The 25036-nt window shown below is 62.9% G+C and carries 19 protein-coding genes, 1 pseudogene and 1 riboswitch; of the genes and pseudogenes, 8 read left to right on the top strand and 12 right to left on the bottom strand.

Features of this window, described 5'->3' with window-relative positions; all coding sequences use genetic code 11:
• Positions 1 to 119 precede the first annotated feature (119 nt).
• Both BLU20_RS05010 and BLU20_RS05005 read right to left on the bottom strand, forming a co-directional pair.
• Positions 120 to 833, bottom strand: coding sequence for a C40 family peptidase (locus BLU20_RS05010; RefSeq protein ID WP_331713073.1), 714 nt, complete (start codon positions 831 to 833; stop codon positions 120 to 122).
• 111 nt (positions 834 to 944) lie between these two features.
• Positions 945 to 1105, bottom strand: a riboswitch (cyclic di-AMP (ydaO/yuaA leader).
• A gap of 145 nt (positions 1106 to 1250) precedes the next feature.
• Positions 1251 to 1964 carry a metal-dependent transcriptional regulator gene (locus BLU20_RS05005; protein WP_083372919.1) on the bottom strand — a complete coding sequence of 238 codons (714 nt, stop codon included), beginning with the start codon at positions 1962 to 1964 and terminating at the stop codon, positions 1251 to 1253.
• 127 nt (positions 1965 to 2091) lie between these two features.
• Between BLU20_RS05005 and BLU20_RS05000 the strand changes: the two genes are divergently transcribed.
• Positions 2092 to 3168 (top strand): glycosyltransferase family 2 protein, encoded by a 1077-nt coding sequence (locus BLU20_RS05000; protein WP_083371814.1) that lies wholly within the window; start codon positions 2092 to 2094, stop codon positions 3166 to 3168.
• On the top strand, positions 3165 to 4283 hold the full coding sequence (serC, locus tag BLU20_RS04995) for a phosphoserine transaminase (protein ID WP_083371813.1): 1119 nt from the start codon (positions 3165 to 3167) through the stop codon (positions 4281 to 4283). Before BLU20_RS05000 ends, serC begins: the two co-directional genes overlap by 4 nt.
• Before the next feature lie 12 nt (positions 4284 to 4295).
• On the opposite strand, the gene wecB is transcribed toward serC, so the two are convergent.
• The 4 genes from wecB to BLU20_RS04975 are packed head-to-tail and all read right to left on the bottom strand — an operon-like array spanning position 4296 to position 8364.
• Positions 4296 to 5429: a non-hydrolyzing UDP-N-acetylglucosamine 2-epimerase gene (wecB, locus tag BLU20_RS04990; protein ID WP_231959303.1), complete on the bottom strand. Its 1134-nt coding sequence runs from the start codon at positions 5427 to 5429 to the stop codon at positions 4296 to 4298.
• A 33-nt stretch (positions 5430 to 5462) separates the two neighbouring features.
• Positions 5463 to 6788, bottom strand: coding sequence for an MFS transporter (locus BLU20_RS04985; RefSeq protein WP_083371812.1), 1326 nt, complete (start codon positions 6786 to 6788; stop codon positions 5463 to 5465).
• Positions 6785 to 7225, bottom strand: coding sequence for a MarR family winged helix-turn-helix transcriptional regulator (locus BLU20_RS04980; protein ID WP_083371811.1), 441 nt, complete (start codon positions 7223 to 7225; stop codon positions 6785 to 6787). The genes BLU20_RS04985 and BLU20_RS04980 overlap by 4 nt, the downstream gene beginning before the upstream one ends.
• Before the next feature lie 47 nt (positions 7226 to 7272).
• Positions 7273 to 8364 carry an LCP family protein gene (locus BLU20_RS04975; protein WP_083371810.1) on the bottom strand — a complete coding sequence of 364 codons (1092 nt, stop codon included), beginning with the start codon at positions 8362 to 8364 and terminating at the stop codon, positions 7273 to 7275.
• A gap of 77 nt (positions 8365 to 8441) precedes the next feature.
• Between BLU20_RS04975 and BLU20_RS04970 the strand changes: the two genes are divergently transcribed.
• The 6 genes from BLU20_RS04970 to BLU20_RS04945 all read left to right on the top strand — a co-directional run bounded on the left by BLU20_RS04970 (position 8442) and on the right by BLU20_RS04945 (position 14684).
• Positions 8442 to 9698 carry a glycosyltransferase family 4 protein gene (locus BLU20_RS04970; RefSeq protein WP_083371809.1) on the top strand — a complete coding sequence of 419 codons (1257 nt, stop codon included), beginning with the start codon at positions 8442 to 8444 and terminating at the stop codon, positions 9696 to 9698.
• Positions 9620 to 11296, top strand: coding sequence for a glycosyltransferase (locus BLU20_RS04965; RefSeq protein ID WP_083371808.1), 1677 nt, complete (start codon positions 9620 to 9622; stop codon positions 11294 to 11296). Before BLU20_RS04970 ends, BLU20_RS04965 begins: the two co-directional genes overlap by 79 nt.
• Positions 11293 to 12045, top strand: a complete 753-nt coding sequence (locus tag BLU20_RS04960) for a DUF6270 domain-containing protein (RefSeq protein ID WP_083371807.1) — start codon at positions 11293 to 11295, stop codon at positions 12043 to 12045. The genes BLU20_RS04965 and BLU20_RS04960 overlap by 4 nt, the downstream gene beginning before the upstream one ends.
• Positions 12045 to 12974, top strand: coding sequence for an ABC transporter permease (locus tag BLU20_RS04955; RefSeq protein ID WP_231959302.1), 930 nt, complete (start codon positions 12045 to 12047; stop codon positions 12972 to 12974). The genes BLU20_RS04960 and BLU20_RS04955 overlap by 1 nt, the downstream gene beginning before the upstream one ends.
• Positions 12961 to 13890 carry an ABC transporter ATP-binding protein gene (locus tag BLU20_RS04950; protein ID WP_083371806.1) on the top strand — a complete coding sequence of 310 codons (930 nt, stop codon included), beginning with the start codon at positions 12961 to 12963 and terminating at the stop codon, positions 13888 to 13890. The genes BLU20_RS04955 and BLU20_RS04950 overlap by 14 nt, the downstream gene beginning before the upstream one ends.
• Before the next feature lie 95 nt (positions 13891 to 13985).
• Positions 13986 to 14684 carry a phosphocholine cytidylyltransferase family protein gene (locus tag BLU20_RS04945; RefSeq protein WP_083371805.1) on the top strand — a complete coding sequence of 233 codons (699 nt, stop codon included), beginning with the start codon at positions 13986 to 13988 and terminating at the stop codon, positions 14682 to 14684.
• Between the two features lie 172 nt (positions 14685 to 14856).
• Here BLU20_RS04945 and BLU20_RS04940 read toward each other — a convergent pair.
• The 6 genes and pseudogenes from BLU20_RS04940 to wecC all read right to left on the bottom strand — a co-directional run bounded on the left by BLU20_RS04940 (position 14857) and on the right by wecC (position 25036).
• Positions 14857 to 16007 (bottom strand): IS3 family transposase gene (locus tag BLU20_RS04940; protein WP_157270565.1). Its coding sequence is split into 2 segments (ribosomal slippage): positions 14857 to 15554 and positions 15554 to 16007, totalling 1152 coding nucleotides; the frame shifts between segments, so codons are not numbered across the junction.
• A gap of 195 nt (positions 16008 to 16202) precedes the next feature.
• Positions 16203 to 16823, bottom strand: a complete 621-nt coding sequence (locus BLU20_RS14400) for a sulfotransferase family 2 domain-containing protein (RefSeq protein WP_172829020.1) — start codon at positions 16821 to 16823, stop codon at positions 16203 to 16205.
• Between the two features lie 89 nt (positions 16824 to 16912).
• Positions 16913 to 19558 (bottom strand): glycosyltransferase, encoded by a 2646-nt coding sequence (locus BLU20_RS13700; protein WP_231959301.1) that lies wholly within the window; start codon positions 19556 to 19558, stop codon positions 16913 to 16915.
• 351 nt (positions 19559 to 19909) lie between these two features.
• Positions 19910 to 20482, bottom strand: a pseudogene (locus BLU20_RS14395) (tetratricopeptide repeat protein); the annotation flags it as partial.
• 304 nt (positions 20483 to 20786) lie between these two features.
• Positions 20787 to 23705 carry a bifunctional glycosyltransferase/CDP-glycerol:glycerophosphate glycerophosphotransferase gene (locus BLU20_RS04920; RefSeq protein WP_269457236.1) on the bottom strand — a complete coding sequence of 973 codons (2919 nt, stop codon included), beginning with the start codon at positions 23703 to 23705 and terminating at the stop codon, positions 20787 to 20789.
• Positions 23706 to 23785: 80 nt separating this feature from the next.
• Positions 23786 to 25036 carry a UDP-N-acetyl-D-mannosamine dehydrogenase gene (gene wecC, locus BLU20_RS04915; protein ID WP_083371802.1) on the bottom strand — a complete coding sequence of 417 codons (1251 nt, stop codon included), beginning with the start codon at positions 25034 to 25036 and terminating at the stop codon, positions 23786 to 23788.

Here is a 25036-nt window from a genome sequence, read left to right as displayed (position 1 = left end):
TCTTCCTGTTCATGGGTCCAACCTACCCACACCCCTGCCCTGCGCCCAACGCACCGGGCCCTGGAACGACGAGAGCCCCGAACCGTCAGACGGTTCGGGGCTCTCGCTCACAGCATCGATCAGATGCGGATGAACTGGGGGTTCGACATCCAGATCTGGCGGAACTGGACGGTCTTGCCCGGGCGAGGGGCGTCGATCATCGTGTTGCCGCCGGCGTAGATGGCGATGTGTCCGGGCGAGTAGATCAGGTCACCGGGCTGCGCGTTGGCGCGGGACACCGTGGTACCCGCTGCGGCCTGGGCACCCGACGTACGCGGCAGGGTGATCCCGGCCTGTGCGTAGACATAGCTGGTGAAGCCGGAGCAGTCGAAGCCGGACGGCGTCGTACCGCCGTAGACGTACGGCGTGCCGACGTAGCGGCCCGCGATCGAGATGATCGAGCTACCTGCCGAGGAGGCGGGGGCCTCGGAGGCCGTCGACTCCTCTGCCGGTGCAGCGGTCTCGGTGGTGGTGGTGCTCGTCGTCGTCGCAGCGGCCGTCGAGGTGGACTCGGTCCGCTCCTCGGTGCGGCTGGCCGCAGCCTCGACGCGGACGGGCTCCGGCTCGGGCTCCGGCGCAGCGGTGACCTGGACCTTGGCGGTCTCGAGGTCCCACTTGAGGTCCTTGTCGACCGTCACGGCAGGGGCAGCCTCGAGCGCCTGGCGAGCCTCAGCCGTGAGGTTCGAGGTGTCGACGGCGTTGAGCTTGCCGGAGTCCTGGTCGACGGGTGCAGCGTTCGCCGGGCCGGCGACACCGAGCATCGAGACCAGCAGGCCTCCGGATGCGGCGACCACGGCGGTACGGCGGTTGAACGATGAGACGTTGCCGGCTACAGCGCTGCTGAGCGATGCAACTGGTCGGCGCGCGGCGCGGTGGCGGGCGCGGGTCTGGCTAGCGGTCACAGCGTGGCCTCTCCTTGGTCGCCTACGGGGTCAGCTGTCGGGTTCGGATGGGAGTCACATCCGGCCGTCCGGGCCGAGGCCCTTCTGGCTTCACCCCAAGGACATCCGAAGATGCCCAGAAGTGGGTCCCCCGCCTCTGTCATGCGGGTCGTCGTGTACCTCGGGCAGCGACAGAGTTGAGCATCTGTCCAAGGGCTTCATCAGAGGGTTGTCCGACGAAGCAGGTTGAACCTACATCACCCAACCCCTCAATGTCACGTTCCGGTCACGCACATGACACCGAAGAGGAGGATTCTGCGGAAAACTCGTTCAGCGTGTGGTCACGAAGACGTGCCGGGCGAGGTCCTCGGGCAGCACGAGGCCGTCGCCGTCGGTGGCGTTCACGTCGCTCACGGCGTAGTCCTCCCCCACGCGCTCGACGCCGATGTGCGCCCCCGGAACGATCCCCGCACCGGCGAACCGGGCGAGGAGCTCGACGTCGGTCTGCAGCGGCTCAGCGAGACGCTCGACGGTCAGCTCGACGGGGTCTGCACCCTCGGCCAGGCCGTTCGCCCGCGTGGTAAGTGCGGTGACGCCCTCGAGGAACTTCACGTCCTCGAACTGCTCCCCCAGTTCCGCGAGCCCCGGGATCGGGTTGCCATATGGGTCGTGGTGCGGGTGGTCGAGCAGCTCCGTCAGCCGACGCTCGACCAGCTCGCTCATCACGTGCTCCCAGCGGCACGCCTCGACGTGCACGAACTCCCAGTCCAGCTTGATCACGTCGGTGAGCAGCCGCTCCGCGAGGCGGTGCTTACGCATGACGCGACGCGCCTTGGTCCAGCCGGTCTCGGTCAGCTCAAGGTGGCGGTCGCCCGTGACCACGACCAGGTCGTCCCGCTCCATCCGCGCCACGGTCTGCGAGACCGTGGGGCCGGAGTGCCCCAGGCGCTCGGCGATGCGCGCGCGCAGGGGGGTAATGCCCTCTTCATCAAGTTCGTAGATCGTCTTGAGATACATCTCGGTGGTGTCGATCAGGTCCGTCACGTCGCGCTCCTGTCGCATCGTCGCCGTCGTGCCCCAGCGGGCCAGCGTCCAGTCTATCGACCGGACGACCGTGCCCGGAGCCTGATACGGCTCCGACCGTTCGCATCAGGCGCAGTAGCCTGAAGACGTGCTCTACACCGTGTCCACCATCAGCGCCCCGCTCGCCGCGGTCCGCGACTTCGTCGAGGGCAATCTCTCCTCGGGCGCCGACCACATGTTCGTCTTTCTCGACGCCCCGTCGCCCGAGGTCGAGGAGTTCCTCGACCAGCGGCCGTGCGTCACGCTCGTGCGCTGCTTCGACGGCTACTGGCAGGGAAGCCGCCCGGGCAAGCTCGCCGTCCGGCAGAACGCGAACGCAAACGTGGTCCGCGTACTTCTCGCCCCGCTGCCGTGGTCCTCCTGGCTCGCTCATCTCGCAGTCGACGAGTGCCTCGCCGTGGACCGCGAGGCCCTGGAGCAGGTGGACGACGACGTCGAGGCCGTCCAGCTGCAGCCCATGGAGGCGGTGAGCGCGGAGGGCGCACACTGGCGGCAGTGGTTCAAGACCCGGCTCGGAGCGGACGACCTCACCCTCCTCCATCTGCTCGGGCACGTCGACGAGCCGAAGAACTCGGCGTACTTCTACGGGAGCACGAGCGGCCGCCCGTGCATCCGGCCTGGACTCAGCATTCGTCTTCGCGTGGCAGACGCAGTCGACCCTGACGGAAAGGCAGAGCCCGGTCTCTCCGACGAGCGATTCCGCATGCTCCACAACGGCACGGTGACGCTGCCCGACTTCATCGACGCGGCCGAGCGGTCCGGCGATGCAGAGCTCCCCGGGGGTGCAGACATGCGTGCGGCGATGAACGCTCTCCATGCGAACGGCTCGATCACGGCGGAGCATCGGCAGGCGGCCGTCCACCAGCTCTACGAGCGACACGTCGCCGACCCCGCGCAGGCTCTCCAGGACCTTGGTCTCCTCCAGCAGATCGACCCGGCTCGGCACCGGTACCAGCCTCGGGCGCACAGCGCGGTGCAGGTCGAGGGGTTCGAAACCCTGCTGTCCGCGCTGACGGCGGAGCCGGTCGACGACTTCCGACCGGCGAACGGCGTGACCCCGGCGATCGAGGCACTGCAGCGGGCCGCCGAGTCGATCCGCGAGATCCGCCCGGACGTGAGCAGCCTCGTCGATGCCTACCTCGCTCGGGCTATCGTGACGGGGTGACCACGCCCCTCGTCATCCCCGCCCGTCTCCTTCCCGCCGACGGCCGGTTCGGCTCCGGCCCGAGCAAGATCCGCCGTGCGCAGATCGACGCGCTGGTCGAGGCCGGCACCACGGTCATGGGCACGTCCCACCGTCAGGCTCCCGTGAAGTCGCTCGTCCGGCGCGTGCGCGAGGGCCTGGCCGAGCTGTTCAGCCTGCCGGACGGGTACGAGGTGGTCCTCGGCAACGGCGGGTCGACGGCGTTCTGGGACGTCGCCACGCTCTGCCTGGTTCGCGAGAAGGCCCAGCACGCGGTCTTCGGGGAGTTCGGCGGCAAGTTCGCCGCGGCCACGAGCAATGCGCCGTTCCTGGCGGACTCGCAGATCATCTCGGCCACGCCCGGCACCATCGCGCTCCCGCAGCCGGCCGACGACGTCGACGTGTACGCGTGGCCGCAGAACGAGACCTCGACCGGCGCCATGGCCCCGGTGCGCCGCGTCCCGGGCGACGGTGCCCTGACCGTCATCGACGCGACGTCGGGCGCGGGCGGGCTGCCGGTCGACGTGAGCGAGACCGACGCCTACTACTTCGCGCCGCAGAAGTCCTTCGCGTCCGACGGCGGGCTGTGGCTCTCGGTCCTTTCGCCCGCCGCGATCGAGCGCGCCGCCCAGATCGAGTCGAGCGGCCGGTGGATCCCGGAGTTCCTGTCCCTGACGACTGCAGTCACCAACTCGCGCGCGGACCAGACCATCAACACCCCGGCGGTCGCGACGCTGATCATGCTCGCCGACCAGGTGGAGTGGATGCTCGCCCAGGGCGGCCTCGGGTGGACGATGGCGCGGTCCGCCGAGTCCTCGTCCCACCTCTACGCGTGGGCCGAGTCGCGCGACTGGGCGACGCCGTTCGTCGAGACACCGGAGGAGCGGTCTGCCGTCGTCGGGACCATCGACCTCGACGCGGCGATCGACGCCACCGAGGTCGTCCGGGTGCTGCGGGAAAACGGCATCGTCGACGTCTTCCCCTACCGCAAGCTCGGCCGCAACCAGCTGCGCATCGCCATGTTCCCGGCCATCGACCCCGACGACGTGCGCGCGCTCACGGACTGCATCGACTACGTGGTCGACGCCCTGGCGTGAGCGCGGCGCGCGTCAGCGCCCGGTGAGGAGTTTCTCGATCGCGTCGAGGATCCGCGGCGTGGCGTGGCCGTCGCCGTACGGGTTGGTCGCGTTGGCCATCTCGGCGTACGCGGCGTCGTCGGCGAGCAGCCGGCTGACCTCGTCCACGATCCGCTGCTCGTCGGTCCCGATGAGTCGAACGGTGCCGGCCTCCATCGCCTCGGGCCGCTCGGTGTTCTCGCGCAGCACGAGAACGGGCTTGGCGAGCGACGGCGCCTCCTCTTGCACGCCACCGGAGTCGGTGAGGATCACGGACGACATGGCGAGCATCCGGGTGAACTCGCCGTAGGCCAGCGGCTCGACGACGGTGACGTTGTCGAGCCCGGCCAGCGGCGGCAGCACCGCCTCGCGGACGATGGGGTTGCGGTGCGCGGGGAGCACCACCTGCACGTCGGGGAACTGGCGAGCCAGACGCGCGACGGCGCGGCCGATCGCCCCCATGTGGTCCCAGTTCTCGCGCCGGTGGGTGGTGACGAGGAGGATCCGGGCACCCGGGTCAGAGAGCGCCTCGAGCTGCGGGTCGGTGAACGGCACGTGCTTGTCCACGGTGGTGAGCAGGGCGTCGATCACGGTGTTGCCGGTGACGAGCACGAGGGCGGGGTCGACGTTCTCGACGAGCAGGTTGTCGCGGCTCGTCGTGGTCGGCGCGAGGTGCAGCGCGGCCAGTCGCGTGGTGACCTGACGGTTCGCCTCCTCCGGGAACGGTGAGTCGATGTTCCCGGAGCGCAGGCCCGCCTCGAGGTGCATCACCGGGATCTGCCGGTGGAAGGCTGCGAGCGCCGCAGCGGTCGACGTCGAGGTGTCACCCTGGACGATCACGGCGTCGGGTGCCTCGCTGACCAGGATCGGGTCGAGGCGCTCGAGCACGCGCGCCACGATCGTCGAGAGGCTCGAGCCGTGCTCGAAGACGTCGAGGTCAAAGTCAGGCGTGATGCCGAAGAGCTCGTTGACCTGGTCGAGCATCTCGCGGTGCTGGCCGGTCACGACGGCGACCGACTCGAACCGGTCGTCGGCCTCGAGGCCCAGGACGACGGGGGCGACCTTGATCGCCTCCGGCCGGGTCCCGTAGACGGTCATGACCTTCAGCGCACGGGACTCTTCAACCATGACCTGACCGTACCTCTCGGCCCGGCCATCGGCTCAGGCGGTCGAGGACTTCTGCGACGCGTCCTGCGTCTCGAGCCGGGCCGCCGCCTCGGCCCGCTGCTCCTCGGGGTGGATGACCACGAGGTGCGGGCGGCTGTGCCGCCGGACGTGCACCTCGAACTGCCAGGACCGCTTGGCCCAGAGCGCGGCGGCCAGTGCGACGAGCATCGAGGCGACGCCGCCGATGCCAACGGCCCACCGTGGCCCCCACGCCTCGGCGATCCAGCCGACGATCGGCGACCCGATGGGTGTCGCTCCGAGCAGCACCACCATGTACAGGGCCATGACGCGCCCGCGCATCGCAGGGTCGGTGGAGGTCTGCACGGTGGCGTTCGCCGCCGTCAGCATGGTGAGCGAGGAGAACCCGACCGGGATGCACAGGAGTGCGTAGGTGAGGTAATTCGGTGAGAACGCCTGGATCGTCATGCACAGGCCGAAAACGAACGCCGCACCGATGACGAGCCGCACGCGTGGTCTCTCCCGCCGTGCGGCGAGGAGCGCCCCGGTCAGCGAGCCGATCGCGAGGATCGAGCCGAGCACCCCGTACTCCCCCGCACCCTTGCCGAACTCGACGCGCGCCATCATGGCCGAGGTGAGCTGGAAGTTGAGGCCGAGCATCGAGACGACGCCCATCACCACCATGATCACCATGATGTCGGTGCGGTTGCGCACGTACGCGATGCCTTCGCGAATCTGCCCCTTGCCCCGCGGAGACCGTGGCATGGTCCGTAGCGTCGAGGTGTTCATCGCGAGCAGGGCGATGATCGTGGCGCCGAACGAGACGGCGTTGATCATGAACACCCACCCGGTGCCGACGGCGGCGATCAGCAGGCCGGCGATCCCGGGGCCGATCAGGCGTGCGGCGTTGAACGACGCGCTGTTCAGGCCGACGGCGTTCGGCAGCTTCTCGTGGGGCACCAGCTCGGCGACGAACGTCTGCCGGGCCGGGCCGTCGAAGGCGGAGACCACACCGAGGGCGAGAGCAAAGAGATAGACGTGCCACAGCTCGGCGCCACCGGAGAGCACGAGCGCTCCGAGACCGGCCGCGAGCACGCCCTGTGCCGTCTGCGTGGCGATGAGAAGTCCGCGCTTGGGCAGCCGGTCGGCAAGAACCCCGGCCCACGCGGAGAGCAGCAGGACCGGGAGGAACTGCAGCGCGGTCGTGATGCCGACGGCGGTCCCGGAGTTGTCGGTGAGGACCGTCAGCACCAACCAGTCCTGCGCGACGCGCTGCATCCACGTGCCGACGTTGGCGACGAGGGCAGCACCGAACCACAGCCGGTAGTTCGGGTACTTCAGGGAGGCGAAGGTGGCGCTCATCGGCCACCCGCCATGCGTTGCAAGATGTGGGCCGCCTGCTCGAGGACCTGCCGGTCGGCGTCGTCGAGCGTCGCGAGCTGCGCCGCCAGCCACTCGTCCCGGCGCCGGCGCAGTTCTACGAGCTCGTCGCGGCCGGCGTCGGTGATCTCGACGACCACCTGCCGGCCGTCGCTCGGGTGCGGCATCTTGGCGACGTACCCGGACTCGACCAGGGCGTTGACGGACCGTGTCATCTGCGGCGGGCGCACGCACTCGTGCTCGGCCAGGGCGCCGGGCGTCAGGGCTCCGGCCCGGTTCAGCAGGCCGAGGACGGCGACCAGGTGGTCGGGCAGGTCGACGGTCCCCCGCTGGTGACGAAGACGCCGGTGCAGCCGTCCGACGCCGACGCGCAGTTCTGCCGCGAGGTCGGGAAGGTCGGTGGGAGCATTCGTCGTCATGGCAATGACTCTAGGTCATTACCTTGCGTAAAGAAAGGGTGAGTGGGCTAGTTCACGGTGGGCGAAAGCACGCTCAGTTCTTCTGCGTTCTCCTGGACATACTCGTGCGCCGTGTCGTCTGCGACGGCATCCATCAGCGGAATCATCTTCGCCTCGTCGAGCACGACGATCGACTGCCCGTCGGCGCTCCGCCCGGTGCCCTCGTACGGCATCGTGATGAAGTCGACGTCGCTCGAACCGATGTTCCGCGAGCTCACGAGGATGTCCCGCATCTCACCGATGTCGAGCCCCTCGTCCACCGCGACCGACTCGCTCACCGCGGTGAGGAACTTCGTCATCGTCACTAGGTCGTCCCGGCTGTTGTTCACCTCGGCCATGATGGCGCGCATCCAGGCCTGCTGGCGTTGCACACGGCCGAAGTCGCCGTTGGCCAGGTCGTGCCGCTCACGGGTGTACGCGAGCGCCTCCTCGCCGTCCATGTGCTGAATGCCGCCCTCGTAGGTGCCGCCCTGCCCGTCCGAGGCGCCGTCGGCCACCCGGATGTCCACGCCGCCGAGGGCGTCGGTCAGCTCGACGAACGACTCGAAGTCGGCGACGGCGAAGTGGTCGATCCGCACGCCCGTCAGGTCCTCGACCGTCTGGATCATCAGCGTCGGGCCGCCGAACGAGAACGCCGCGTTGATCTTGTTGTACCCGTAGCCCGGGATCTCGACCCAGGAGTCACGAGGGATCGAGATGACCTCGGCGCTCTCACGGTCCCCCGCGAGGTGCACGAGCATGATCGAGTCGGTGCGCTGCGCGCCGGCCTCCCACTGCGACGGATCGCCCGCCGAGATCCGGCTGTCGGAGCCGAGCACCAGGAAGTTGAGCGGCTCCTCGCCCGACTCCTCGTCGACAGGAGCAGCCTCCGGGCGATCGGTGACCCCGGCGAAGGGGTCCGGGATCGTCTCGACGTTGCTGGCGAGCGAGTTCTGGAACCAGAAGTACGCGGCGGCGCCACCTGCGACGAGCACACCCAGCAGAACGGCCAACCCGATGAGCGCCTTGGTTGCCCCGGACTTCCCGTCGCTCTTCGCGTGGCGAAGGGCGGCGTCGGTGGTGGCGTCAGGGCGCGGCTCTGCGCCGCCAGTCTGTGACATGTGGCGTAGTCTAGGGCCGATCCGTTAGGACGCTTGACGCGAAACACAACGTCCACCAACTCTTCACGAGGTTTCTCTTGAGCACCGTCGCCACCCGCCGGGGTCACGTGGTCCTCGTGACCCACCACTACGCCCCCGAGCGTGGCGCGCCACAGTCGCGGTGGAACGAGTTGGCACGGCACTTCGCGGCGGCCGGCGTGACGCTCTCGGTCCTGACCCCGCCCCCGCACTACCCCACGGGACAGTTGCAGACGGACAACCCGCTCCAGCAGCCCGGCATGTCTCATCGCGGCGAGCACGGCGAACGCGTGGTCCGTGTCGCGTACCGCCCGCACTCGCCCCGTCTCGTGTCGCGGACGATCGACCAGATGGTCGCGGCCTGGTCGAGCGTCCAACGATCCCGGGACATCTCCTGGCCCCCGCCCAGTGTCGTCATCGCCACCGTCCCCGGTATCCCGAGCATGTTCGCCGGAGCAGCCATCGCCCGTCGCTTCAAGGTGCCGTTCGTCGTCGAGATGCGCGACGCGTGGCCCGACCTGATTCAACCGAGCAAGATTCTCGAGAGCCGGCGCCCGAGCAGGGTCAAGGCCTACATCACGGCGCTCGCTCACCGCTCGATCTCGCGCCTGCAGTCACGCGCCGACCTCGTCGTGACGACCACCGAGAGCTTCGCGGAGATCCTTCACGAGCGGGGCGTCCGCAAGGTCGCGGTTGTCCGCAACGGCACCACCTGGACGGAAGTCTCTCCGCCTCCCACCGCAGGTCGTCCCGGCATCGATCGTCCGCTTCGAGCCGTCTACGCCGGGACGATCGGCCGGGCGCAGGGTCTCGGGACTGTGGTGGAGGCAGCCGCCCTCGCCGCTGAGCGTGGGCTGCTGCTTGAGGTCCGGATCGTCGGTGCCGGCGCCGACGTCCCCGCCCTGCGCCGTCAGATCCAGTCGCTCGACGCGCCGGTCACGCTGCACGACCGTGTCTCCCGCGAGGAGATGGTCGATCTCTATGCGTGGGCCGACACGTCGATCGTCTCGCTGCGCGACTGGGAGCCGCTGAAGTGGACGGTCCCGTCCAAGTTGTACGAGGTAATCGCCTCCGGGAACCCGGTGACCGCGGCCGCCGCGGGCGAGGCCGCCGAGATCGTCGAGTCTCTCGACGCCGGGGTCGTGGTCCCTCCCGAGGACTCGGAGGCTCTTGCCGAGGCCTGGCTCGCGTGGGCCGACGCGGGCGTTCTCCCGAAGCCGTCGACGCGCGCGCTCGCATGGGTGGAAGCGAACGCCAAGCCCGACCAGCTCGCGCAGCAGTACCTCACGGCGCTCGACGAGATCGGCGGGCTGTGACCGGGCGTCTACGGTCGCTCAGCCTGGCTCTCAGCTTCGCTGCCCGAACCGTCCTCGACGACCCGGCATGGCTGATGCTCAACGCCGTCCAACGCGCGCCGTCGCGACTTCGTCCGGTCCTGGGCCGACCTGCCCGATGGCTGGAGCGCAGGGTCTCCCAGGAGAAGGACCCCGCCGGTGCCGCGTCGCTGCGGGCCGCCTGGGCTCGAGGAGACGCTTCCGCCGTCGTCGATGCCGTGGCGACGTCGCGCGCCGCGGCCCGGGTCCAGGCTCGAGTCACGGAGCAGGTGGAACTACTCCGTGCCCGATCGGCGCCCGCACATCCCCGGTCGAGTGCGAGCGCACCCCGCGAACCGCTCCGTGTCCATCACCACCTGACCAACTCGCTCCCGCACACGCTGAGCGGATACACGCAGCGGTCTCACTCCGTTCTCACCGCGCAGCGCCGAGCCGGGATCGAGCTCAGCGTGTCGACGCGTCTCGGGTATCCCGCGACCATCGGAGTCCCACTGGCGCCCGGTTCAGACACGGTCGATGCGATCCGCTACGAGCGCCTCGTCCCCTGGACCTTTCAACCGGATCACCGCAAGCGCCTCGCCTCAGAGGTAGACCTCCTCTGCGCTCGGATCACCGCGGCGGGCAGCCAGATCGTCCAAACGACGACTCCCTGGACCACCGGCGAGGCCGGCAGGCTCGCCGCAGCACGCCTCGGGCTCCCCTGGGTGCACGAGGTCCGCGGGCTACCCGAGGAGACCTGGGCTGCCTCCCACGAAACCGTGGAACGACGTGACGCAGCCATGCAATCGACCCGGTACCGCCTCATCCGGGACAAGGAAACTGAACTCGCAGCCACCGCGGATGCGGTGATCACGCTCAGCGCAACGATGCGGGGAGAGCTCATCTCACGCGGCGTCGACGCCGATCGCATCGCGGTCATCGCGAACAGCGTTGACGTCGACACTCTCGCCGGCCTGCCCGACCCGTCCGGGGCGCGGAGCTCCCTCGGACTCCCACCCGACCGCCCCCTCGTCGGCAGCGTCGGGAGCCTGGTCGGCTACGAGGGCCTCGACACCACCCTTCGTGCCGTCGCGATGCTGCGATCTCGCGGCCTCGATGTCGGCGCACTGATCGTCGGCGACGGAGTCGCCCGACCGGATCTCCTTCGGCTCGTGAGCTCGCTTGGACTCCAAGGCGTCGCGCACCTCCCGGGTCGAGTGAATCGCGCCACGGCCGCGAGATACGTTGCGGCGCTCGACGTGGTCGCAGTACCTCGTCGCGCGGACCGAGTGACGAGGCTCGTCACCCCACTCAAACCTGTCGAGGCGATGGCCGTCGGTCGACCTGTCGTGGTGAGTGACCTTCCTGCATTGCGCGAGGTCACGACTACAACCGAGGGTCCCAATGCCGCTCTTGTGGCTTCTGCTGGCGATCCTCGCGAGTGGGCCGATCGCCTCGAGGAGATCCTCCGCGACCCGGTCCTTCGAGATCGTCTCGTGTCCGCGGGCCACCTGATCGCGAACGACCGGACGTGGGTCCGCGCCGCGGGCACGTACCGCAAGGTCTACGACAACTGTCTAGTATCGGCCCGATCTTTATGAGAACTCCGATTCGCACCTTCATCTACGGCAGCTGCGTCAGCCGCGACACGTTCGAGTACCTGGGCGACGGATTCACCCTCGTCGACTACGTTGCTCGCCAATCCTTGATCTCAGCCATGACGCCCCCCTGGGCCGGAGACGCACCCCGCGCGGGGTTCGATTCGAAGTTCCAACAGCGGATGCTGCACGGCGACAAGAACTCGAACCTGATACGACGGATCGCCAGAGCGAAGCCGGCCAACATCGACCTGCTCCTCTGGGACATCACCGACGAACGACTGGGTACCTGGTGCGGGCCAGACGGAAGCCACCTGACCCGAACGGTGGAACTCCTACGCACCGACGCACCGGAACGACTGTCCGCGAAGTATCCACTTCGGCATTTTGGTTCCTCGGAACACTTCGCCGAGTGGCTCAGCGCCGTCGAGCTCTTCGTCGGACACCTCAGGTCAGCAGGACTCCTGGCTCGCGTCGTCCCGATTGCCGTGCCGTGGGCAACACACAACGAGCTGGGTCACGCAACGCCGACGAGCTTCGGGATGGACGCGTCTGAGTTCAACATGCTCGCACAGCCATACCTCGCAGCGATCGCCCACCTTGTTCCAATACCCGCGACGACTGTCGTCACTCCTCGCGCCAGCTCGACACACCAATGGAGCGAGGCACCGTTCCACTACACAGAGGCCGACTACCGGAGTCTCGCCGAACAGATCAGCGGAACCTGTGAACGAACCATAGGATTCAAGTGATGTCCGCTCCGATGCTCCCCCGAGATGCCTCCCCGGCCGCAACGAGCGACCTGTTCAACGTCCTGTTCGACGGTCCCGACGTTCGCACAGAAGTCGTGTCCACCGGGCGACTCCGCCCCGTCGGCGAACGCCCGTCACTGAACGAGTACACCCGCCAACTGTGGCAACGGCGGCACTTTCTCGTCGCCGAGGCTCGGGCAAAGGTCACGGCTGGCACCCGCGAGACGCTCCTGGGCACCGCATGGCTCATCCTGAAGCCAGTACTCGACGGGCTGACCTACTACCTGGTTTTTGGCCTGTTGCTCCAGACTGACCGTGGGATCCGGAACTTCCTCGGCTATCTGGTCATCGGTGTCTTCATGTTCTCGTTCACCTCGCGCTGCGTGACGGGTGGTGCGCAGTCCATCGCGACCGGACGGAACATGATTCGAGCCTTCGCGTTCCCTCGGGCGTCACTACCGATCGCCGTGATTCTGCGCGAGCTCATCAACATGGTGTGGGTCTTCCTCGCCATGATCGTCCTGATCTACTCGCTTCCGGAACCTGAGATCACCACGTGGCGCGTCACGCTGGTACCTCTCATCTTCGCCCTGCAGGTCATCTTCTGCACGGGGCTCGCGCTGCTACTTGCCCGGTGGACGGCCGCTGTTCCCGACGTCAAGGTGATCGTGCAGTTCGCAATGCGGCTCTGGCTCTACGGCTCAGCCGTCTTCTTCTCGTACGACCGATTCCTTTCTCATCCGACAGTCCTCAACTTGATGGAGGCCAACCCGATGTTTCGGGTCCTCGACATGACCCGAGACTGCATGCTCTATGGCGTCACTCCAGATACCACGAGCTGGCTCGTCCTGGGCTCTTGGGCGTTCGGGATGCTTGCTGTCGGATACGTCGTCTTCTGGCGGGCGGAGGAGTCGTATGGGCGCGCTTGATATTCTGGACGAGTCCACTGTCGCCGTACAGAACGTGACCGTGAGATACAAGACCCCAGCCGATGACGATGGCGCTCGGACCTCCGGTCGAATCGCACGCGTCGCGCGCGCAGCCCTGGGTCAGCAACCACAGGTCGTCGTGCGAGCCCTGTCGGGCATCTCGTTCGTCGCGAGGGCGGGGGAGCAGATCGGTCTCGTCGGGCAAAACGGATCTGGCAAGAGCACGCTGCTGCGCGTCATTGCCGGACTGGAGAAGCCAGCCAAGGGCCAGGTTCTTGCCGAGAGCACGCCCGTGCTCATCGGTGTCAACGCGGCGCTCCAACCCGATCTGTCTGGCGCCCAGAACGTCCGACTCGGATGTCTTGCCATGGGCCTCACACCCGACGAGACAGCCGAAGCGATCCCTGATGTCATCGAACTCGCACAGCTCGGGAAGGCCATTCACCGGCCGATGAAGACCTACTCCTCTGGCATGGGGTCGCGGCTCCGATTCGCCATCGCGACAGCAGCCAACCCCCACATCCTTCTCATCGACGAGGCGCTAGCGACAGGTGATGCCGCGTTCAAGGAGCGGAGCGAGAAACGAATGGAACGTCTTCGTGAGAATGCTGGAACGGTTTTCCTCGTCTCACACGCTGCGCAGACCATCGAAGAGACGTGCACCCGCGCGCTCTGGCTCAATCACGGCCGCTTGGTCCTAGACGGGTCGGCAGAGGATGTCGCCCTCCGCTATCGCAAGTACGCCTGGGCGCTCGCGAAGGGAAAACCCGATCGTGCGAAAGCGATCATCGACACGGCACTAGCCGAGAAGAAGGCCACGAGCGTGCTAATTGAAGCCCCCGTGAAGCCGCTGGCGCACCGGCCACGGCATGCACGAGCGAGCGGCACGTTACTACGCGAGACAGGCGACCAGTAGCGCTTCGGCTTGCTACTTCAAGTAGCCGAGCGCAGAAGTTCCAAGATCGAGACGGCCAATCGCAGCACAGCAACTGGTCAGATGTGGAGATAAAGATGAGTGTGCAGGTTGTGGTTCTGGCGGCGGGGATGGGGACGCGTCTGGGGCGTCCGTTCCCGAAGCCGTTGACGCCGTTGAAGGACGGGCGCACGATCATGGCCCAGCAGCTTGGCAACGTGCGGAGTGTGTTCGGCAAGTACGCCGAGGTCCTGGTGGTCGTCGGTTTCAAGCTGGAGCAGGTCATGGAGGCCGTTCCGGACGTGTCGTTCGCCTACAACGAGATGTATGACCAGACGAACACGTCGAAGTCGTTGCTGAAGGCGCTGCGGGTGACCGGGGACCGGGGTGTGCTGTGGATGAACGGCGACGTCGTCTTCCACCCGGACGTGTTGCGCCGCGTTGAGCCGCTGGTCGCCGAGCGGAAGTCGTTCGTCTGTGTGAACACGGCGTCTGTGGCTGAGGAAGAGGTCAAGTACACGGTCGACGAGGACGGGTTCATCAAGGACCTGTCGAAGCAGGTTCCGACGGATGTCGCGCTGGGCGAGGCGGTGGGGATCAACTACATCGCCCCGCAGGACAAGCCGCTGCTGGTGGACAAGCTCGGCGAGGTCGGTGACCAGGACTACTTCGAGCGTGGTCTGGAGATCGGTATCGGTGAGGGTGGGCTGAAGGTCACCCCGGTCGACATCTCCGACCTCTATGCCGTCGAGGTCGACTTCGACGAAGACCTCGAACGCGCCAACGCAGCCTTCTAGACGGTATCGGGGTTAGTGCTTGGGCCTCGCGCGCACGTGGTCGTGGATTGCCAGGCAGGCTTGAGCCGTCCGGTAGTGCCACACTTGCGGGAGGCCCAAGCGTTTGTCGAGCGTACGAGTGTTGGACTGTAGGGACTGCCCCGGATTCGGTTGACTCGCGGGGTTGAGTGGTTCAGGCCGCGAGGGCCAGGGTCAGGCGTTCGAACTCTACCGGGGTGAGTCTGCCGAGTCGTTCTTGGCGTCGTCGTCGGTGGTAGGTCTTCTCAATCCAGGTTCCGATCGCGTGGCGTAGCTCGTCACGTGTAGTCCAGCGGTGACGGTTCAGGACGTTCTTTTGCAGTAGCGCGAAGAAGTTCTGCCTCGCCGCGTTGTCGCCCGTGGCGGGAACGCCGCCCATCGATCCGCGCAGCACTACCGCGGTCAGAGCCTCGACGTAGGCGTGCGATCGGAACTGAGATCCTCTGTCCGGGTGCACGATCGTCTGCTCGGGCGTGCGGGCTGTGATCGCGTCGGCCAGGGCGTTCACGGCGAGTGACGACGTCGTGCGCGAGTCGATCGAGTAGCCCACGATCTTGTTCGAGTACACGTCCTTGATCGCGCACAAGTCCAGGCGGTCCTCGTCGGTCCAGTGCTCGGTGATGTCGGTCAGCCAGACCTGATCGAGGCCCTCGGCGGCGAAATCACGGTTCACGAGGTCGCCGTGGACCGCGGGCCCGGGACGCTTGGCGCCTCGGCGACGTCGGTGGATCGTCGAGACGATCGCCCGCCCGTGACACAGCCGGGCGACCTTCTTGCGACCGGCGCTCACACCAGCAGCGTTGGGTTCGACGGTGATGAACCGGTACCCGAACTCCGGATCATCGTCATGGCCCGCAGGGCCGCGTGGATCACGTAGGCGTCGGCGACGTCGCGGCAGGTCACCGGGGTGGCCCGCCACGTGTAGAACGCCTGCTTCGAAAAGCCCAGCACCCTACAGGTCACCGCAACGGGGACACCGTCGTCGGCAAGGTCAAGGACCAGCGGGTACGTCATTTTGGAGGGCAGCTCGCGGGCGAAGTACCCAGCACCCCGGCGCAAGATCTCGTTCTCCTGCTCGAGGGCACGGTTGCGCTTCGTCAGCTCGCACAACACTTCAGACTCCGACGCAGTCACGCCGGGACGTTTGCCGTCCTCAATGTCGGCGATCCTCAACCAGCACTGCAGACACGACTCGGACACACCGAAGTCCTTCGCGACCTGCCGTATCGGCAGCTCACCCTTCCGGGCGATCGCGACCACGTCATCACGGAACTCTCCCAGGAACGCTTGAGGCCCGATGAGCATTCTTCCAGCACAGACCGCAGTCCTCACAGGATAGGAGTCAACCGAATCCGGGGCAGTCCCCAACATCGAGACCTTCAGAACCAATCGGTCGCCAGGACACTACAATACGTTGCACACCACGAACGCAACTCAAACAACGAACATCCGCATAATCAACAAGACGCTCGAATCAAGGAGCAGCGCCCGCGGAGCCAACTAGTATCCAAACGCTTGGAAGTCAGCCTTGTAGAACTCTCGGAGCCTATCCTCAAGCCGCTGAGAGACTTCAACAGCAGAACTTGAAACACCGCTGGAGTCATCACTCGTGCGTTCCCGCCCGACAGACGAACCTACGTTTAGGGAAAACTTAGTATTCAATCTCGACATCGCCCCGTCCAAGCCATCCTCAAACCGATAGACCTCCATGTCCCCGACTAGAAATTCAACTTGTGGGCGAATATGATTGCCTAATATAAACGGATTGGAGTTGAACCGATCTAGGACACCATACCCCCATTTTTCTACAGCATCGCTCGAAACATCAACGCCACGGCCCAGCCTCCACGCGTACTCGGACTGAAATCGCGCAATCGGGTTACGAACTACAGCGAATCGCGCTGAAAAGCGTGCTAGACGGAAGCTCTGCTCTAGCATCTCACCATGCATGTGCTGCGGGGTGCACCAATTAAAATAATTGCTAGTCCCCTTTCCAACTCGACCGTCGTGGTGGTACATCTTCCAGCCACCACGCTGCAGATGCTTCTCTATAGACGAACCACCAGTCTTCGGGATATGGGCGAACAAAAGTCCACGATCTCCCTTGACGAAAACAGGCACAATACCTCCACACAGAGTTCAGAAATACGACTATAGAGCGGAAACGAATTCCAGAGCGAAACGCGAGACGCATGCAACGGGGCGCAAATCTAATTCCTGCCAATCGTCGTCCAGCCAACTGCGCGATAGAATTCGTCGAGCGCATCCAGATTATACTCCCCCACGTCGAAGCTCTTCGTCGCGCCTCCCCAACGACCTTCAACAATAGTTGACACCCATTCCTCCGCAACCAGAGGAAGGACCCGATCCGCACCCGCGCCCCCCATCGCCCGAATACTGGGGATACTGGAACCCACAACGGAAACGCCAAGAGCTCGTGCTTCAAGGATCACCATTGGCTGACCCTCGTGGAGAGATGGAAGCAGGAGAACGTCGCAATGTGACATGATTGACCACGGGTTATCCAAACGACCCATAAAAACAATATTGGACGAAATGCCAAGAGCGTCGGCCTTAGCCTTCATTTCTCCGAACAGTGGCCCGTCGCCCAACAAAATCAACAATGCCGAACTCTCGACCGCGACGACTCCCGCCCAAATATCCAAGAGAAACACATGGTTTTTCTCCGGTGAAAATCGACCAACGTGTACGGCCGAGAGAGCCGCCTTGTGCATGCGCTCCGCTAGGTAAGAAGGAAGTTCCTCCTTTGAGCGCTCGATGAGCGTCGCCGAATCGACAACATTTCTCGCGAAGGTGAATTCGTCAGTGCATATTCCATACCTTCGGCCGAGACGCTCTCGATTGCGCTCGTTCAGGCCAGCAGAGACCGAAATCACTGAATCGAAACGATCAAGTATTCTCACGATTGGTCGAAGTTCTGGCATACGAAGTTCAATCTCTGATTGAATGTCATTGTGCAGGTATATACCGCGCAACCGCGTTTTCTGTACTCCAAGCACGAGGCGCGCCATGAACTCTGAGTAGCCATCAAATTCAAGCACCAAGTCGTATGAATGTTCACCAAGTACCCGCCGAGCCTCTAGACGAAAAGCCGAGTCGAGCTCCTTGGATATTCCCTGGCTCTCAGGCAGTCCCATGTCCACGAGCCTCTGAGCGTAGAATTGAGTCCGCGTGCGCGGCATGGCACCAACGCGGCCGATCACTCCTACCTTCGGATCTAGTTTTGAGAGTGTTTCTTGGCGACTTGATTCCGACCTCAAAGGGCCAGCTTCGGTCAGGATCTTTACCGAACAACTCTGTGCTAGCTCACGGGTGAGATTGAGCATTGAACTCGACATTCCATTTGGAATCATACTCTGCCGAATGATCACCGTTGGGTGCTTCGGCAGTTCCGCAACAGGTCGCGCGTCTTCGCAGTCAAGGGCGACGTGTGGAAAGATCAAGCCAAGCGTTCTCCGGGAGCTCTCACCGTCCTCCATCGGCAGGAACGAGTCGATGAATGCCTGATTAGGAATCACCGGAGCATCAAATGCGTCAAGCACTGCCGATTCAAGCCCCGCTAGGTCGTGGGCGACGACTCCGGGAAGCTCTTCTTGTCCGAAATACGTGCCTCTCGCTTTGACGTATTGCTCCCAGTCCGGGATGTAGAAGAAGATCGGACGCCGTGAGGCGGCGAAGTCAAAGTAGATCGACGAATAGTCCGTCACCAGCGCATCGAACACCGGCAAGAGATCGTTCGTCGGCACGCGTCGGGACACCAAGCGGTCACGGAGTGCATGCATAGCTGGATGATCCTCGACGTAATGGTGCGCACGTATCGCTACATCCAAACCAGCCCCTTCAAGCACTTGGACGATCCCGATCACGCTGTCAACCTGTTCGCCGATCGCAGCGTCTTCCCGCCAAGTTGGAGCAACCAAGATGCGGGAACCGGGCACGAGCACTGCACCGCGATCGTCGACTACACGAATAATGGGATCCACGCGTGCATGGCCCGTAATCCAACAGCGGTCCGCTAGGATATCTGCAATGTCGCTATCGCCAACGAGTGCATCGAACGTGTGCTGGTTCGGTAGCGCAACGGCAGAGGCCTGAAGCATGTTCCGCGCCATGTTTGCATGGGGGAGAATCTCGGGCATCCTCTTGCCAAGCGTCTTTAGGGGAGTTCCGTGCCAAGTCATCAAGTACGTCTGACCTGAGCGCCTTGTAAAATAGGTCGGAAAGGTCGAGTTATTTACCAAGTATTTCGCAGTTGCGAGGAGCCGCACGTAGGCATCAGAGTCTTTTCGAATAACAAAGACGTTCCCAGCCTGCAAGAGGTCGTCCGGAAGTGGCTGGGAGCCTTTCACCGCCCAAATATGTGTGAGTCTCTGGCCGAACTCTGAAATTGCCGCGCGGCACACCTCTAGCGGATTACAATCAACTGAGAGACCGAGGTTTGACTCATAGAGAACGACCCCATCATGGACCGACATATTCTGCCGCCACTCGAGATATCGAGCTACCTGTGCTTGATAGCTAGTCAAGTTCACGTCTGCAACCGCGGAATCACGCAGGCCGTCGTCGCCCGAGTGGAATAGCAGGACTTCTGATGCCCGCTCGTACCTACCCAGCGATTCCAACAGTCGTGCGTACTGCATCACGTCTGCCGCATCGGCTTTCGACCCCACAAGGAACGCGCGATCAAAGTAGTTGGCGGCCTTCAACGAGGACTCAATTTCCTGCGCAATGCGTGCGCGCTGAACAAGGCCCTTGTAGTCGCTGGACGAGTCGTCGAAGATGTCTAGAGTTTCCGTGGACGGACTCCACTCAGGACCAGACGTGGCGATGCCCAATTCTGCCCCCCGCGTCGCGGGTTCGGCTGGCAAAGCTGACCTAGTCGACTCCTCGAATCGTCCGAGACGATTGAGGCAGCGTGCAATGGCCACGCGTAGCGACTCAGACGATACGTCCCCAATGAACCTTCCTGCGTACTGATACCAACTTAGCGCACTCTGATATTCACCCGCGAGCTCCTCCGCCGCACCCGCCGAGATAGCCCAGGACGTATATCCTGGCCGAAGCGAGCACGCCCGTCTAAAGCACTGCCTCGCGTTTTCGAAATCAAGATAGTCGACCGCGGATGTGCCTGCCCGAAACCACAGTCCAGCTTGCCTCCAAACTTCAGATGTCTCTTTCGCGCTAGCCGTATATGCTGCGACAGCACGATCAGGCCTACCAGCCTTCGCGTGGAGCGTTCCGAGCCCCCATTTCTTTGCCTCGGCGTTCCGAGTCACACTGAGAGCGTCTTCATAAGCAGCCTTAGCGTCCTCGGTGGCGCCAATTTCGTCTAGCGCGTATCCAAGTTCAAAAAGATCCGCGGACAGTTTGGACTGGGCCGCGACGGCGCGAAGAGCTTCGCATTTCTCGCGATTCCTTCCAGCGCTACCAAGCACTCGAGCATAGTTTCTAAGCCACTCGAGATCAGTACGACGAAACGGCTCAAGGTATGACAAGCAATCGGCGCGCTTCCAAGCTGGAGCCGCTACGTCGATCGTCCGCAGAATCTCTTCCCCGAGGCTATTCGAAGGTTCGATTGAATAGGCCGTCTTAAACGCTGCATGAGCCTCAGCCGTGTGGCCCGCCCGTGCAAGTGCCCCTGCGTATCGCCGCCACCTTTCGGCCGAATCGGGGTCAATATCCACCACGCCCCGGTATGTTGCGATCGCGGCTTGAGAATCTCCACTACGCTCAAGTGAAATCGCGTATCTATTTAGCATCTGCGGATCCGTCGAAGTGTCGATCCGACACCTAAACAGTTCCACCGCGGCATTGAACTCCCCAATCTTGTAATACATATTTGGCAAATCTAGACACGCGACTCCAGCGCCGGAGACCCGTTCAGCCATGAGATAGAAGCGTCTCGCAAGCTTGTACCTAGCACTACGTTCAAGAAACCGGCCTAACTTCGCGAGAAGACTACTGGCTCCGTAAGACATAGTCTCACCTCTCTCGTTCATGCCCAATAAATGAATCAGTACAATCAATCTGTGTTGCGGCCCCTGCTACAGAGTCGGACTCGTGCTAAAAACCAACTAGTTCGGGGACGATAACATCGCGAATAAGGCTATCTAGTGACGACCGCACGTCATCCGCCATTTCTACTGCTCCCCGTCGCGCGCCGCCTCGCAATTCTTGTACGCAAGTGTTCAAGTTCGATACAAGGGAGTCGTAGTCCAGCGAGACACAAGACTCTTGAGGTGGCCATTCAACAACAAAACCGCGATCGGAACGGTATGCATCAATATCAGGTAGATGCAAACAAATGGGCTTCCCAGTGTAGGCCCACGTGTAGATAATGGATGAATAGTCCGAGACGAGAATATCCGCTGCACTGATCAATTTCTCCACCGGCGAGACGCTTGACACATCGATTGAGCTGCCCTGAGAAGCGTCGATTGGAGCGGTCATGTGGTGTGCCCTGAAGAGAACGGGAACTCCCACATCAGCCGACAATTGTCTCGTATCCACAAGCCACTCGCCAGATTCGCTTTCATTTCGCCACGTCGGTGCGTATAAGATGACGATTTCCTCCCGCGCAACGCCTAGGCGCTCGCGGAATTCCTCGCGCTCGGGCCCGCTATCAAGGAGGACTGCCCTCGGATCAGGGATCCGCCGTACCGGACCAGCATAGGCGAGACCAGTTCGCAGGTTCGACTCCGCCAATGCCGATTCGGCGAGAAGTAGATCCCAATCGCTCGACTCACGTTCCATTATTCGCCTATACGTCAGCGGAACCTCGTTCGCATTCATATGCCCCAGCAACCTTTTAATGGGCGTACCGTGCCAGGTTTGTAGATAGAATTGGTCTTGATTCTTTCTGAACGAGGCCGGAAAGTGATTGTTGTTTACGAGAACTCGTGAACTAGCCAATGCCTCATACCAGGCTTCCGTACCTTGACAGACGATTTTGCTCACACTGCCAAGATCTCGTGCGTAGTCTGAAGTCGACCAAAGCGTGTCGATTCCTGGGGAAATCGAGGTAAGTGACTCGTATATGGCAAGAGGCACGTCCGAAATCGACTTGCCGTTGAAACTCTCGAAGAAAATGGAGGGCCGGAGCACTCCCCAATTTTTCTCCATGAGCACCCGTCTGCCGAATCGGCTGCGTTCGAACGACGATAGTGGGGGGCCGATAGACACGGTCACCGATCCTCTAGCATCGGCCGAAACCGCTAGCCGCATGAACTCACTGACCTCATCCATAGGTCTTAATGAGAGAATTGGAGCAGCTGAGACTCGCTCAGCCGTGTGACTATCACGTCCTTTGGGAACCGCATGAACATAGAAGGCGCCGCTAGGGAGCGCCCGATGCTCTGACCTGAACTCGTAGTACCACTCGCCATCGCGAATCAATTGGGGGGACTCAGAAACCCTATGTAGTGATCGAGACTTCAGGACGAGTCTTGATGGCGGAATCTGCGCTCGGAGTCCCAATCGCACGGATCCATTAGAAATCTCCCCGTAGACTACCTCTATAGCTCGGGGCGCAGTATCGTCGTCGTACACCAGCGACCCGGCTGTCGAGGACTTCACGGCTAGATCAACTATTGGCTTCGGCAGGTAAAGGCGCTCCTCCAACACAATCTGTGCGCTCTTGAATCGAACAAGTAGCGCCAATTCGGCAACCGAAGCATCATCAACTATTGCCGTAAAGACAGAATTTGAGTAGTCCCGCCAAGGGTCTCCCGCGTGCAGGTTGACCACGTGATCCGGTTCTGCCGTCCGCGCTACATAGGCACCTGCTGGTGACACGACGAGAACCTCTCTATTCTCGCCGATCTGCAGCCCGTCCACATATGCGCTAAATCGGATCTCAATTTTTCGTCCCACTCTACGCGATGAGAGGAAACGGGTTTTCAGCCGGAGTTGTTCCTCCCGTACTCTGCGAACATCTGACGGTATGTCGAGATCAAGGCGCCGTATCCACGATCCATCAACCTCAAGGAATCCATTCGCGTCCTCGCTGACAGGAATGCTGCCCGTATTCTCCTGCCAGAATCCAAGCAATCTCTCTACGTCCAGGCGGGACATTGATGAAACAGCCCATAAGGCCAGTTGAGCCTTCAAGGGAAGGCCAAGGGATCTAAGTTCATCGTGTCCGGACCTGTGCCCAGAAAGAGCGCTTTTGATTATCCTAAAGAACTCGTCATTCGCTGCCGGTATGGCCTCAACATGAAGCATCATGTCGGTAGAATTAATTCGCCGTTCAAGGAAATTCCGCGTGTCGTCGCTAGACTGCGCCACCTCAGAACGTAGCCGACGAGACATCTCGATCCGATCGACGAGGTTCCGGGTCAATTGGCGGCCCCTGGATCGTGTGTTCCTGCCATCAGGCAGACGCCACGAGTAAACGTCCTCCTGGAGGACATCGAATGTCCCAACTCGTGCCGTCCGCAGCGCGGGGAGTTGGTCCTCATAGTTAAGATTCTCAGGAAACACTGCGCCTGACGTAGTCCAGAACTGCCGTACATAGAGCCGGTTCCAGATGACCGGCTCATCGATTATGTGTGGAAATTTGTCCAGGTTCATACCGACGAGACGCTCTCTGTGGACGCGCTTAACGACCCCTGGTCGATGCCCGTCAGATTCTCCGTGACGACGGTATCCACCAATGACGAAGTCCGAACCTGATCCCTCGAGCGTCTCAATCATCTTCGTGTATGCATTCGGCAGAACCTTGTCATCGGCGTCGCAGAACGCAAGGTACGTTCCGGTTGATCGTTGGATGCCGATGTTCCTTGAGAATCCAGGGCCTCTTCGCGTTGAGTTTGCGATTAGCCTTATCCGGACGTCGCGGTGTGCAAGCTCGGTGAGTATTTCGCGTGATTTGTCCGTCGACGCGTCGTCTACGACGATAAGTTCTACGTTTCGATGACTCTGGTTCAGAATGCTCCGTACCGCTGACTCGACGTGCGCGCTCGCGTTGTAGCAGGGCATCACGACACTCACGCGGTTCCGAGTTCGCGCCCCGAGGACCCGGTGCCGCAGAATCCGAATCCAGCGCGGAGTGCGCCACTGGCTCAAGATCGCTGCCAATTTCTTGGCCCTGCGAAATCGAGGCTTATACTCGCATGGGAGAGGGCGTGTGGGAGGTCATCGAACTCGTGATGTGCGACGAGCCGAGCTACCACATCGGCGTGCTCCAGGCCATCAATAGTCACGAGCTGTACATTTGAAAGTTTCGCGAGAGAGTTTGGCAAACGGTCAATGTGCGGCTCAATCACGAGGATCGGAAGTGGCGAAAGCGTCCTGAGATTCTCCAAAACCTGTACCGCGGGCGACTCGCGGAGATCGTCGATGTCTGGCTTGAAAGCGAGGCCAAGCAAAGCAATCTTTTGAGCATTCGCTTGCATAGACGCGTGCGCGATGGTTTTCGCAACCTGCCGAGGCTTCCTGTCATTAAGTTTCCGTGCTCGCCGAATTAGACGAGCTCTCTTCGGTGCAGCATCGACAATGAACCATGGATCGACTGCGATACAGTGTCCGCCAACTCCTGGCCCAGGTCTCAAGATTTCGACCCGAGGGTGATGATTCGCCAAACGAATCAGTTCCCAAACGTCGACGTCTACTTTCTCGCAGATCGATGCGAGTTCGTTCGCGAACGCGATATTGACGTCACGGAATGTGTTCTCTGCGAGTTTGGTCATCTCAGCAGTGGTCGCATCAGTCAGTAGGATCTCACCCTGGCAGAAGACGCGATATAGATTGCGTGCGACTTCTGCGGCCTCGACCGTGAGGCCACCGACGACGCGGTCGTTGGTCACCAGTTCAACCATGATGCGCCCCGGCAAAACTCTCTCTGGGCAGTGGGCAAAGTGAATGATTGGCCTGTTGTCAGTACCGTCGAGGCTGAGGTCCGGACGCTCTTCCAGAATCCACGCCGCCATTCTCTCGGTCGCCTTCGGCGGGGACGTCGACTCAAGAATCACGAGATTCCCGCCGCGAAGGCATGGGGCAATCGATTTGGCTGCGGCTTCAATGTACGTAAGGTCAGGCTTCATGTCGTCCGTGAAGGGAGTCGGCACAGCAACGATGAAAGCGTCAGCGGGCTCGGGCGTAGTCGTCGCCCGGAGCGTTCCATGGGTTACGGCGCCTGCCACGTAGGTAGCCAGATCGGGCTCGACGAATGGAACGTCGCCTCGGTTGACTGCGTCGACTGTCGCCGTATTGACATCCACTCCGATGACCTTGACGTCGTTTGACGCCAAGATCGCAGCGGTCGGCAGTCCGATGTATCCGAGTCCGATGACCGCGACAGTACTGATGGACAT

It is taken from the genome of Paraoerskovia marina (assembly GCF_900105445.1).
Lineage (GTDB): Bacteria > Actinomycetota > Actinomycetes > Actinomycetales > Cellulomonadaceae > Paraoerskovia > Paraoerskovia marina.
This window is presented reverse-complemented; position numbering and strand designations above follow the sequence as displayed.

Bases quoted from the DNA above. Each gene is read 5' to 3' on its own strand.
- wecB (WP_231959303.1), bottom strand. From the start codon at position 5,429: ATGGTTGAAGAGTCCCGTGCGCTGAAGGTCATGACCGTCTACGGGACC.
- BLU20_RS04985 (WP_083371812.1), bottom strand. From the start codon at position 6,788: ATGAGCGCCACCTTCGCCTCCCTGAAGTACCCGAACTACCGGCTGTGG.
- BLU20_RS04980 (WP_083371811.1), bottom strand. From the start codon at position 7,225: ATGACGACGAATGCTCCCACCGACCTTCCCGACCTCGCGGCAGAACTG.
- BLU20_RS04975 (WP_083371810.1), bottom strand. From the start codon at position 8,364: ATGTCACAGACTGGCGGCGCAGAGCCGCGCCCTGACGCCACCACCGAC.
- BLU20_RS04965 (WP_083371808.1), top strand. From the start codon at position 9,620: ATGGGTGGAAGCGAACGCCAAGCCCGACCAGCTCGCGCAGCAGTACCT.
- BLU20_RS04960 (WP_083371807.1), top strand. From the start codon at position 11,293: ATGAGAACTCCGATTCGCACCTTCATCTACGGCAGCTGCGTCAGCCGC.
- BLU20_RS04955 (WP_231959302.1), top strand. From the start codon at position 12,045: ATGTCCGCTCCGATGCTCCCCCGAGATGCCTCCCCGGCCGCAACGAGC.
- BLU20_RS04950 (WP_083371806.1), top strand. From the start codon at position 12,961: ATGGGCGCGCTTGATATTCTGGACGAGTCCACTGTCGCCGTACAGAAC.
- BLU20_RS04945 (WP_083371805.1), top strand. From the start codon at position 13,986: ATGAGTGTGCAGGTTGTGGTTCTGGCGGCGGGGATGGGGACGCGTCTG.
- wecC (WP_083371802.1), bottom strand. From the start codon at position 25,036: ATGTCCATCAGTACTGTCGCGGTCATCGGACTCGGATACATCGGACTG.